The sequence below is a fragment of the Variovorax sp. 01T432 genome, assembly GCF_056398605.1.
On the sequence record NZ_JBFTPS010000001.1, the window covers coordinates 90,508 to 102,519 of the forward strand.

Genomic DNA, 12,012 nt, shown 5'->3' on the forward strand with positions numbered 1-12,012 from the left:
TCATTTGTGGCGAGTGTCCTGTGTCCTCTGTCCAAACAGAATCCCGGCGTACTGGGCGCGCCTGCAGGCGCTGCCCTTCCGACTGGCCTTCACATCAACAAGTCTAGGAACGCAACGATGAACAACAGGAGACTCTGGCGAGCGAGCCTGATAGCTGCGGCCGCAAGCCTCTGCTGCGGCGCGCAGGCGGGGAACTTTCAGACGGAGGATGGGACGGACGTGCGCTGGTCGCTGGGCGCATCGCTCGGTACCAGTTGGCGCGCGAGAGCGGCCGACCCAAGCCTGATTGCGCTCGGCAACGGGGGCCTGTCGGGAATTCAGAATGACAACGGCAACCTCAACTTTGGAAAGAACAAGCCCTTTTCGACGGTCGCCAACGTTCTCGGCGAGGTCGATGTCAGCAAGAACAAGCTGGGGTTCTTCGCCCGCGCCAAAGGTTGGTACGACTACACGCTTTCGAATAAGGGTGTACCCCATGGCAGCTATGCGAACGGCTACGTGCCCGGTGCCCGGCTCGAAGACCGCGACTTTGATTCCCTCTCGAAGTTTTCTGGTGTGGCCCTGCTTGATGCCTACGCATACAACACGTTCGAGCTGCCGGGCCAGCGGACATTGACGGTTCGCCTCGGAAACCAGGTGGTGAACTGGGGCGAGAGCTTGTTCGTTCCCGGGATCAACCAGTTCGGGGCTTTCGACATCACGGCGGCCCATCGACCTGGCGCGCAGGTCAAGGAGATCTTGCTGCCCGTGCCGCAGGCCTTCGCCAGCCTGTCCCTGACGGACAGCTTGAGCGTTGAGGGCTTCTACCAATTCCGCTGGCGCAAGGACGTGCTGGACGGGTGCGGTACCTATTGGTCGGCTGCCAACATTGTCAATTGCTCGAACAGCGGCACCCTGGTCGGCGCCGGGCCGTTTTCCGATCAACAGATGTTCAATGGCATCGCGGCGCTAGGCGGGGCCAATATGCAGATGTCGCTGCAACCGGATCGCAAGCCGGGCAACAGCGGTCAGTTCGGCTTGGCGGGGCGGTACCGCGCGGCAGCGATCGACACCGACTTCGGTCTCTACCACGCGCAATACAACGCGCGTCTTCCCAATCTCAGTGCAGTGCTGGTGCCGACGACCATCCCCGGCTCGATCTGGTCGCAGACGATCCCTGGGGCATCGCGCGCAATGCAGTCGCAGCTCGATTACAGCGCCGAGAAAATCAAGGTGCTCGGCCTCAGTGCCTCGACCCTGCTGGGCGGCTGGTCGGTGTTCGGTGAGGTCAGCCGCACCCGCGACTTGCCGGTACAAATCAATGGCACGGACTTGCTGAACGGCGTGGTGGCTGGCATCGGTCCGGTTGGCCACCTTGCGGCCGCACCGCAGGGTCAGTACCTTGCGGGCTTCGACCGCAAGTCCAAGACCCAGGCCCAGATCTCCGCATTGCAGCTGTTCCCGCGCGTCTTGGGTGCCGAGAATCTGACCTTCATCGGCGAAGCCGCGGTCCAGAAGTGGTCAGGTATCGGCGACCCAGCCACCAGTACCCGCTACGGCCGCGCATTTGTGTACGGCTCAGGCCCGGTGGCCGGCATTCCTTGCGCCGCACTGAATCCCAACGCCAGCTATTGCGAGAACCGGGGCTACGCGACATCTACTGCATGGGGCTTGCGCGCTCTCATGGAGTTGAGCTATCCGAATGTCGTCGCGGGCATCAACATCAAGCCTCGCCTGTTCTTGTCGTATGACGTCAAGGGCTGGTCTGCCGACGGACTATTCTCCGAAGGCCGCGTCACAGTGGCGCCAGGTGTTCGCTTCGAATATCGCAACCAGTATTACCTTGACTTCAGCTATGCGCGCTATGCCAGGGCCAAATACGACGAATTTCACGACCGGGATTTCTTCTCCCTCGTGGCTGGCATCAATTTCTAGAAGTTCAGGAGACAAGACATGGCAAGCAAGGGCAGCAGGAGCGCGATCGGCCGACAACTGGCAGTACTCGTCGTGACGACACTGGTCGCGGCGGGCGCGCGCGCGGAACTCACTCCCCAGGAATTGCAGAGACTGGGTCGTGAGTTGACACCCGTGGGAGCGCAGAAGGAGGCCAATGCAGACGGTTCCATTCCCGCATGGGATGGCGGCTTGACGAAACCGCCGGCCGGCTTTGACCGCAACAAGGGCTACGTCAACCCATATGCCGGCGACAAGCCGCTGTACATCATCACGGCAGCCAATGCCGCGCAATACGAGGCGCTGCTGGCACCAGGCCAGATGGAGCTGCTGAAGCGCTATCCGGAATACAAGATGAAGGTCTACCCGAGCCGGCGTAGCGCGGGATATCCATCTTCGTACTATGAGGCCATTCAGCGCGACGCAGCGAAGGCCAAGCTCATTGACGGCGGTCTCGGTGTACAGGACGTCAATGCAATGCCGACCGTGCCGTTTCCGATTCCGAAAAACGGCACCGAGGTGATCCAGAACCACGTCATGCGCTACATCGCGGATGCGATACAGACGAACATGTCGGTCGGGGCGGTTCAGACCAACGGCTCGTTCACGCCCGTCCGCTGGCTCTACGAAATCAACTACACGGCCAAGATGCCCGATGCCGAGCCCAACAACGGCTACTACTTCAAGCAGCAAACGCTCAGTCCGTCCAATTCAGCGGGCGAAGCGACGATCGTCATCGGCGCGATCGATCACACCAAGTTCACTCAACAGGCCTGGACTTACAACCCGGGTCAACGTCGCGTGCTGCGGGCGCCTGACGTTGGCTACGATACGCCGTTCTTCAATGTGGACGGGCTGGCGACGATCGACGACTCCGCGATGTTCAACGGTGCCATGGACCGCTATGAGTGGAAGCTCCTCGGCAAGAAGGAGATGTTGATTTCGTACAACAACTACGACTTGGCAAGCAAGGCGCTGAAGTACACCGATGTCATCAAAGCCGGTGTCCCGAATCAGGAACTGCCTCGCTATGAGAAGCATCGTGTCTGGGTTGTGGAAGCCACGCTCAAGCCAGGCGCCCGCCATATCTATGCAAAGCGCGTGTTCTATGTCGACGAAGACAGTTGGCAGATTGCGCACGCAGACAAATACGACGCTCGCGGCGGACTGTGGCGAGTGCACGAAGGCCACGCGATGCAGTTTTATGACGTGCCGACCACCTGGTACGCGCTGGCCGTCCAGCATGACCTCCAGGCACGGCGCTATTTCTTCGAGTTTCTGCAAAATGAAGACAAGCCGCCGGTCTTCGGCAACTTCAAGCCGCGCTCGTACTTCACCGCGGACAGTCTGCGGCGCAGCAATTGAGGCTGGGCGGCAATGGAATACGGACGACTCCCGTGCTGGCTGCTCGTCGCGGGCGTTCTGCTGGCAGCGGCTGGCACCAGCGCCCTCACAGGTCAGAGGCACCCCGATCTGCTGGAACTGCCGGCCCGCGTGTCTCCTCATGCCGCCCGTATCCTGCAGATCGCGGTGACCACGGCGGGCCGCAGGCTGGTGTCGGTCGGTGAACGTGGCGTCGCGTTGTACTCGGACGACGGCGGCAAGAGCTGGACGCAGGCGAGGGTGCCGGTGTCGGTGACCTTGACTGCGGTGCAGTTTGTGAATCAACACAGTGGCTGGGCGGTTGGCCACGATGGGGTGGTGCTGCGCAGCAGCGATGGCGGGCAGAGCTGGGAGCGCGTGTTCGACGGGGGCCAGGCCAATGCGATGGTCAGCAAGGCTGCCGGTCAGCGCGTCGACGCCGCACGCGCGGCGTTGAACGCAGCCCTCGGCGCATCAGCCAGGGAAGGCGCGCAAAAGGCGTTGGACCAGGCCGAGTTCGCGCTGGACGATGCCAAGGCCGGCAACAGCTTCGGGCCTTCCAGGCCCCTGCTTGGCTTGTGGTTTTCCAGTGAAACCGAGGGCTATGTGGTCGGCTCGTATGGCCAGATATTCCGCACCACGGATGGCGGGCGGGAATGGCAATTTCTGGGAGCCCGGCTTCCCAATTCCGAAGGGCTGCACCTCAATGCCATCCAGGGCAGCGGCGCCGCAACGTTGTTGGTGGCGGCCGAGTCCGGCAAGCTGTTTCGCTCGGACGATCGTGGCGAATCGTGGCGCGTGCAGGACACCGGCTACAACGGTCCGCTGTATGGCGTGCTGGATCTTGGAGAGCCCCAGGCTACGACGCTGCTCGTCTTCGGGTTTGCCGGCCGCATTTTCCGATCGGATAACGGTGGCGCGAATTGGACTGCGGTTAGCGCCGGCGACAAGCGCGCGACCTTGGTGGCCGGGCAGCGCTTGTCTTCGACCGCGCTGTTGCTGCTTGGCCAGGACGGCACCCTTTGGCGAAGCGTCGACGGGGGCCGCTCGGTACAGGCGGCGGGTCAAGCCCCGGCACCACGCGTGGCAGGTCTTGCCGCCTGGGCTGACGGTTCTGGTGCAGCAGTGGCCGGGCTGGGGGGCGTCACGATCGTGCCGCTTGCCGCCAAGCCTTGAATAGCGAATTCGAAAGCAGTTCTGCCAACGTCGATGGCCCATTCATTCAATACTTCTACCTCTGGGGCAGCTGACGGCCCCAGCTCCACCCGACAACATGGAAAGGGGCTGGCGGCGCTGGCGCGCTGGCTGGAACCCATCCTGTTCAATCACCGGCGGTGGGCGATGCTGGTGTTCGCGCTGATATCGGCGCTCTTCGCCTATTCGGCGGCGAACCTGCGTGTGGACGCGAGCTTCGAGAAGATGGTGCCCAAACACCATCCTTCGATCGCCAACTACCTGAACTATGAGAACGAGCTGCGTCCGTTAGGCAACGTCGTTCGCATTGCGGTGGCCACCAAGACCGGCGACATCTACAGCAAGGCGTATCTGGACACGCTGAAGAAGATCACGGACGAGGTGTTCTTCATCCCCGGAGTGGACCGTGCCAATCTGAAATCGCTGTGGACACCCAATGTACTGTGGCACGAGGTGACCGAGGAGGGCTTCGCGGCCGGCCAGGTGTTGCCCCAGGGTTTCGGCGGTTCGCCCAAGGAGTTGGACGCGGTGCGTCTGAATGTGCGCCGTTCCGGCAGCATCGGCAGCCTGGTCGCCGCGGACCACCAATCGAGCATCGTGCTGGTGCCCTTGCTCGAAAATGACCCGCAGACCGGACGCAAGCTGGACTACGGCCAGTTCTCCGAGCAGCTCGAGCGCACGGTGCGTGACAAGTACCAGCACGGCGATATCACGATTCATATCACCGGCTTTGCGAAAATCATCGGCGATTTGATCGAAGGGGGCCGCGACATCAWCGGGTTCTTCGGTCTCACGGTGCTGCTGACCTCGCTGCTGCTATGGGCCTATTCGCGGTGCTGGAAGAGTACAGCGGTGACTGTCTTCTGCTGCCTGCTGGCGGTGCTATGGCAGTTGGGAACCGTGCGGCTGTTCGGCTTCGGACTCGACCCATATTCGATGCTGGTGCCATTTCTCACTTTCGCCATCGGCGTCAGCCATGCGGTCCAGAACATCAACACGGTAGCCGCCGACCAGGCGGCGGGTATAGACCGCATGGAGGCCGCCAGGCGGACCTTTCGAATGCTCTTCGTACCCGGCACGATTGCATTGCTGTGCGACGCTGTCGGCTTCTCGGCCATGCTGGTGTTGGACATCCAGGTCATTCGGGAACTGGCGATCAGTGCCAGCGTTGGCGTCGGAGTGATCATCTTCACAAAGATGTTTCTTCTGCCGGTACTGATGTCCTTTGTCCGCGTGACACCGGCCTGCCTGCGCCACCAGCAGAAGAAGGCGACGAGCGCACACCGCGTGGCCGGACTGATGTCGATGCTGGCCAGCCCTAAACCGGCCGCGCTGTCCCTGGTCATTACTGCACTGGTGCTCGGCGGTGCGTTCTATCTGAAGCGCGACCTGCAGATAGGCGACCTCGACCGCGGTGCACCCGAGCTGCGCAAGGACTCGCGCTACAACATCGACAACGACTTCATCGCGGCCCACTATTCCGCAAGCCCGGACGTCTTCGTGGTGATCGTGAAGACTCCGCCGGGCGAGTGCGGCGCCTACGCAACCGGCGCGGCCGTCGAGCGCTTGAAATGGGCGTTGCAGGACACGGCCGGTGTCGAGTCGACGTTTTCGCTATTCGATGAGATGAAGAACTACATCGTGGGCTCGAACGGCGGCGACCTGAAGTGGTACGGACTCTCGCGCAATCGCTTTGTCGCGAATTCGGCATTCAAGACGATCTCGAGCGAGTTCTACAACAGCAACTGTTCGATGCTGCCGCTGGTCGTGTTTTTGTCCGACCACAAGGCGCAAACGCTCAAGGGCGTGACACAGACGGTCATGCAGTTCGCGCAAGCGAACGACGACGACAAGGTGCAATTTCTGCTGGCGGCGGGAAATGCGGGCATCGAGGCAGCGACCAACGACGTGATCGAGCGAACCGAGTGGCTGATGGTCGTTCTGGTCTATGCCATCGTGGGGTTGCTCATGTGGTGGGAGTTTGCGTCCTGGCGCGTGGCGCTGGCGATCATGATCCCCTTGTATGTGACCTCGGCACTGTGCGAGGCGATCATGGCGCAGCTCGGGCTGGGCGTGAAGGTCGCCACGCTGCCGGTGATCGCGCTGGGCGTGGGCATCGGCGTCGACTACGGCATCTACATCTACAACCGCATCGAGGCCTTCCTGCGCAAAGGACTGACTTTCAAGCAGGCCTACTTCGAGACGCTGAAGACCACCGGCGCCGCCGTCGCGCTGACTGGCATCACGCTTGCACTGGGTGTGCTGACCTGGGTGTTCTCGGCGATCAAGTTCCAGGCAGACATGGGGCTGCTGCTGGTGTTCATGTTCATCTGGAACATGGTCGGCGCGATCGCCTTGATGCCCGCCCTGGCCAGCTTGCTGATGCGGGAGCGGCCAAGCGGCGAGAGCCGGTTAACAAAGATTGGAGAGATGGCATGAACACGCCAGGACCTGAAGTGCTGCACCTGAGCATCCATGCGCAGGAACGCCCGCAGCACCCCGCCATCGTCATGGGCGCTACGGGTGCCGTCACCACGTATGCGATGCTGGACGACCGTTCGTACAAGCTGGCGCACCACTTGCGCAGCAATGGCCTCGAGCGCGGCGATCACCTCGCGATCCTGATGAGGAACGGACCCGATTACCTGGTGGTTTGCTGGGCGGCCCAGCGCGCCGGGCTGACTTACACGCCGGTGAACTGGCATCTGTCTCCGGACGAAGTCACGTACATTGTCGATGACTGTGGCGCCAAGGCGCTGATCATCTCGTCCGCCGAAGCCGAACTGGGCGAAGCGGTGGTCGCCAAGATCGACCGGCTGCGGGTACGCCTGGTCGATGGTCCGGCTTGCGGCGCATTTGCGTCGCTCGAGGGCGTGTTCAGCGCTGACATCGCGGGCGCGCCGCTGGACGAGTGCGAAGGCCAGGTCATGTCCTACTCCTCCGGCACCACAGGGCGGCCGAAGGGCATCAAGCGCCCGGCACTTTGCCAGCCGTGGGGAACGCCAACCGTCGCCGATGGCATGCTACGCGTGTTTCACGGCGTCGGTTCGGACGCCGTGTTGTTGTCTGTCTCGCCGCTGTACCACGCGGCTCCACTCGGCTGGTCGATGGGAACGCTGCGGCAAGGCGGCACCGTCGTTCTGACGGAGTCGTTCGACGCTCTGCAGACCCTGCAGCTGATTGACCGGTACAAAGCGACGCACGCCCACTTTGTGCCGACCATGTTCGTGCGCATGCTCAATTTGCCGCAGGAACAGCGGCAGGGCCACGACCTTTCCAGCCTGCGCCGTGCCGTGCATGCGGCTGCGCCTTGCTCGGTGGATATCAAGCGGCGCATGATCGATTGGTTCGGCCCCATCGTGTACGAGTACTACGCAGGCAGCGAAAACAATGGCATGTGCGCCGTCGATTCGCAGGATTGGCTCGCGCATCCGGGTACCGTGGGGCGCGCGGTGTTCGGCAAGGTGCATATCCTTGGCGAAGATGGCGAGGAACTGCCGACCGGCGAGATCGGCATGATCTACTTCAGCGGTACGCCGTCCTTCGAGTACCACAACGATCCCGAAAAGTCGCGCAGCGCCTTCAGCAAGCAGGGCTACAGCACGCTGGGAGACTTCGGCTATGTCGACCAGGACGGCTTCGTCTATATCGCCGACAGGCGCACGGACCTGATCCTGTCGGGCGGGGTCAACATTTATCCGCGCGAAACTGAAGAGGCGCTCTTGATGCACCCGGACGTGCTCGACGTCGCCGTTATCGGCGTGCCGAGCGCCGAGTTCGGTCAGGACGTCCTGGCGGTGGTCGAATTGAAAGCCGGCATGAAACCCAGCCCGGCTCTGGCCGCCGAACTGATTGAATTCAGCCGCAACAAGATAGCCCACTTCAAATGCCCGCGGCGGGTGGAGTTCGCTGCCTTGCCACGCACGGCGACCGGCAAGCTGCTGCGCCGAAAGTTGAGAGAACAATATTTCGCCATCGTGTCGGCGACTTGACAGCCAACTTACTCTGCCGCGACAGCGGTCACAGCAATCAACATGACTCCAAGTGCCTTTATTTTCGACCACGTGCGCACACCGCGCGGCAAGGGACGCAGCGACGGCGCCCTGCACGAGATCACGCCGGTACAACTGGCAGCGCAGATGCTGGCCGCGATCCGCGACCGAAGCGCGGTAGCGACCGAATTGATAGAGGACGTGATCCTCGGCTGTACGACTCCGTTCAGCGAACAGGGCGCTGATATCGCCCGCACCGCCGCGCTCGTGGCCGGATATGGCCAGCATGTGCCTGGTATCCAGATCGACCGCTACTGCGCCTCGGGCCTGGAGGCGATCAACCTGGCTGCCGCACAAGTGACGAGCGGGCAGGTGCAGGCCATCGTGGCCGGCGGCGTGGAGTCGATGTCCCGCGTCGCGCCGCTGGGCGGCGGAGGCGCCTGGTGCAACGATCCGCAGGTCATCTGGACGACCTACTTCTCACCCACCGGCGTGTCGGCCGACCTGCTGGCCACGCTCGACGGCTACAGCCGCGAGGCGCTCGACGCCTTCGGTCTGCAAAGCCAGCAGCGTTGCGCGCAGGCGATTGCGGAAGGCCGCTTCAGCGGGGCGATCGTGCCCGTCAAGGACATCCTCGGCGAAGTCGTATTGGCGCGCGACGAGTACCCGCGTCCTGGCACGACGATGGAAAGCCTGGCCAGCCTGAAGCCCGCATTCGACATGGTCGGCGAGCAGGGCGGCTTCGACGCAGTTGCGCTGCAGCGCTATCCGCATCTGGAAAGAGTTCAGCACCTGCACACCGCCGGGACGTCCAGCGGGATCGTCGATGGCGCGTCGGCCGTCCTCGTCGGCTCGGCCGGGTTCGGCCATGCCGCCCAACTCAAGCCCAGGGCACGCATCCGCAGCTATGCGGTGGTGGGCAGCGAGCCCTTCGTCATGCTGACCGGTCCGGCGGCAGCGAGCGAGAAGGCCCTGCGCCTGGCCGGCATGAGCGTGCGCGACATCGATCTGTTCGAAATCAACGAAGCCTTCGCTTCCGTGGTGTTGCGCTTCATGCGCGCGCTGGAGCTCGACCCCGACCGTGTCAACGTCAACGGCGGCGCCATCGCAATGGGCCATCCGCTGGGCGCGACCGGTGCGATGCTGGTCGGCACCGTGCTCGATGAACTCGAGCGGCGCAACCTCAACACGGCGCTCATCACCTTGTGCGCTGCCGCTGGCCAAGCCACGGCGACCATCATCGAGCGTGTCTGACGCGCCAGAACACCATTGGAACCTCCTATGCAGACCTTGACACTGACGACGGGCAGCGACGGCATTGCCACGATCGCCATCGACCTTCCTGGCCGTTCGATGAACGTCCTCACGCCGCAACTGACGGTGGATCTGGCCGCCGCCATTGAACAGGTAGCCGACACGAGTGCGATCCGCGGCGCGATCCTCACCTCCGGCAAGGCCGATGGCTTCGTGGCTGGCGGGGACATCAACGGCATGCTCGATCTATTCGAACGCGGCATCGATGCCGTGGCCGCAGCCAGATTGGGCGACCAGATGGGCCAGACGCTGCGCCGTCTGGAGACCTGCGGCAAGCCGTTCGCGGCGGCCATCAAAGGCGTGGCACTCGGCGGTGGCCTGGAACTGGCGCTGGCCTGTCACTACCGGGTGCTGGCCGACAGCCACAAGGCGGTGGTCGGCTTGCCGGAGGTCGGCCTCGGGCTGTTGCCGGCCGGCGGTGGCACGCAGCGGCTGCCGCGGCTGATCGGCATCGAGAAGGCCCTGGGGCCGCTGCTTGGCGGGCAGCATCTGCGTCCTGCCGAGGCATTGCAACTGGGCATCGTGCACGCCGTCGTGGCACCTGAGAAGCTGATTGAGGCCGCGCGCGCGTGGCTGCTCGGCAGCCCATCGGCAGTCCAGCCCTGGGATGCCAAAGGTTTCCGTATCCCCGGAGGGGCGGGCCCGGCAGCTGGCCATGCGGGCCGCACCTTCACCGCCGGCACCACCTTGCTGGCACAGAAGACCCAGCGCAACATGCCCGCGCCGTTGGCCATTCTGTCGGCTGTCTACGAGGGCACCCAGGTGCCGATCGACCTGGGTCTGCGCATCGAGCGCAAGTACTTCGGACAGTTGCTGTCCGGCCCGGTGGCGCGCAACCTGATGCGCACCATGTTCGTGAACAAGGGGCGGGCCGACAAGCTCGCCAACCGTCCGGCCGGTGTGCCGAAGGCACGCGTGCGCAAGCTCGGCGTGCTGGGCGCCGGCATGATGGGAGCGGGTGTCGCCTACTCTGCGGCTGCCGTGGGTATCGAGGTGGTGCTGCTCGATGCCACGCAGGAGCAGGCCGAACGCGGCAAACAGTATTCGCGCAATTTGCTCGACAAGGCCATCGCGCGCGGCAAGTCCACCGTGGAAAAAGCGGACGCGCTGCTGGCCCGGATCAAGCCCACGGTCGAGTACGCCGACCTCTCCGATTGCCAGTTCGTGATCGAGGCGGTGTTCGAGAATCGCGACGTCAAGGCTGACGTGACACGCAAGGCGGCCGCGGCCCTGCCCAAAGACGCGGTGTTCGGCAGCAATACCTCGACCTTGCCGATCACCGGCCTGGCCGAAGCCTTCGATCGCCCACAGGACTTCATCGGCGTGCACTTCTTTTCGCCGGTCGAGCGCATGCCGCTATTGGAGATCATCGTCGGCGCCAAGACCAGCCAGGCAACGCTGGCCCGTGCGCTGGATCTGGCCGAGCAGCTGCGCAAGACGCCCATCGTGGTCAATGACAGCCGCGGCTTTTTTACCAGCCGGACGTTCGGCACCTTCGTCAAGGAGGGCATGGCGATGCTGCAAGAGGGCGTGCAGCCGGCGTTGATCGAGAACGCGGCGCGCCAGGCGGGTTTCCCGGTCGGTCCGTTGGCCGTGATCGACGAAGTGTCGCTGGAGATTGGGCTGAAGGTGTACGACCAGTGGCTCGCCGACGGCATCAAGCCTGTGCACGAGCCGGCGTTGTCGATCGAATTGACGCGCAAGATGGTCAACGATCTGGGTCGAAAGGGCAAGGCGGCGGGTGCGGGCTTCTACGAATACCCAAAGGACGGCAAGAAGTTTCTGTGGCCAGGACTAGCCGAAGTCTGCCCACCGGCCAGCGTGCAGCCCGAGGTGGAGGAGCTCAAGCGCCGTTTCCTGACGATTCAGGCCCTGGAGGCCGCACGTTGCATGGAAGAGGGCGTCATCACCGACCCGGGCGATGCGGACGTCGGCTCGATCTTCGGCATAGGCTACCCGGCATGGACGGGGGGCGTGCTGTCCTATATCGAAACGGTGGGCTTGCAGCACTTCGTCGACGAGGCGCAACAGATGGCCGAGCAGTACGGCGTGCGGTATGCGCCGTCTGGCTGGCTCAAGCAGCGAGCCCTCGACAACAGCCGCTTTCACGCGCCGCTGACACCTCAAAGGCTCTCGGCTCCCGCGTAGTTCAAATGCGAGCACGGCGTATCGGCAACCGATCGAGATCCTCATGCAACCAGGACGCTGGCTTTTCGCC

The 12,012-nt window shown here is 63.3% G+C and carries 7 protein-coding genes; all 7 read left to right on the plus strand.

The window, feature by feature from the left end; translation table 11 throughout:
• Positions 1-117 precede the first annotated feature (117 nt).
• From AC1DNF_RS00455 to AC1DNF_RS00485, 7 genes are read left to right on the plus strand one after another with little or no spacing between them, the layout of a single operon-like run.
• Positions 118-1,914 (plus strand): DUF1302 domain-containing protein, encoded by a 1,797-nt coding sequence (locus tag AC1DNF_RS00455; protein ID WP_478146555.1) that lies wholly within the window; start codon positions 118-120, stop codon positions 1,912-1,914.
• Between the two features lie 18 nt (positions 1,915-1,932).
• Positions 1,933-3,297, plus strand: a complete 1,365-nt coding sequence (locus tag AC1DNF_RS00460) for a DUF1329 domain-containing protein (protein ID WP_478146556.1) — start codon at positions 1,933-1,935, stop codon at positions 3,295-3,297.
• A gap of 12 nt (positions 3,298-3,309) precedes the next feature.
• Positions 3,310-4,470 carry a WD40/YVTN/BNR-like repeat-containing protein gene (locus AC1DNF_RS00465; protein ID WP_478146557.1) on the plus strand — a complete coding sequence of 387 codons (1,161 nt, stop codon included), beginning with the start codon at positions 3,310-3,312 and terminating at the stop codon, positions 4,468-4,470.
• Between the two features lie 33 nt (positions 4,471-4,503).
• Positions 4,504-6,927 (plus strand): efflux RND transporter permease subunit, encoded by a 2,424-nt coding sequence (locus tag AC1DNF_RS00470; RefSeq protein WP_478146558.1) that lies wholly within the window; start codon positions 4,504-4,506, stop codon positions 6,925-6,927.
• Positions 6,924-8,480, plus strand: coding sequence for an acyl-CoA synthetase (locus AC1DNF_RS00475; protein WP_478146559.1), 1,557 nt, complete (start codon positions 6,924-6,926; stop codon positions 8,478-8,480). Before AC1DNF_RS00470 ends, AC1DNF_RS00475 begins: the two co-directional genes overlap by 4 nt.
• A 42-nt stretch (positions 8,481-8,522) precedes the next feature.
• Positions 8,523-9,734: an acetyl-CoA C-acetyltransferase gene (locus AC1DNF_RS00480; protein ID WP_478146560.1), complete on the plus strand. Its 1,212-nt coding sequence runs from the start codon at positions 8,523-8,525 to the stop codon at positions 9,732-9,734.
• 27 nt (positions 9,735-9,761) lie between these two features.
• On the plus strand, positions 9,762-11,942 hold the full coding sequence (locus AC1DNF_RS00485) for a 3-hydroxyacyl-CoA dehydrogenase NAD-binding domain-containing protein (protein ID WP_478146561.1): 2,181 nt from the start codon (positions 9,762-9,764) through the stop codon (positions 11,940-11,942).
• Positions 11,943-12,012: the final 70 nt, after the last annotated feature.

Coding starts and splice junctions, on each gene's coding strand:
- AC1DNF_RS00455 (WP_478146555.1), top strand. CDS start 118: ATGAACAACAGGAGACTCTGGCGAGCGAGCCTGATAGCTGCGGCCGCA.
- AC1DNF_RS00460 (WP_478146556.1), top strand. CDS start 1,933: ATGGCAAGCAAGGGCAGCAGGAGCGCGATCGGCCGACAACTGGCAGTA.
- AC1DNF_RS00465 (WP_478146557.1), top strand. CDS start 3,310: ATGGAATACGGACGACTCCCGTGCTGGCTGCTCGTCGCGGGCGTTCTG.
- AC1DNF_RS00475 (WP_478146559.1), top strand. CDS start 6,924: ATGAACACGCCAGGACCTGAAGTGCTGCACCTGAGCATCCATGCGCAG.
- AC1DNF_RS00480 (WP_478146560.1), top strand. CDS start 8,523: ATGACTCCAAGTGCCTTTATTTTCGACCACGTGCGCACACCGCGCGGC.
- AC1DNF_RS00485 (WP_478146561.1), top strand. CDS start 9,762: ATGCAGACCTTGACACTGACGACGGGCAGCGACGGCATTGCCACGATC.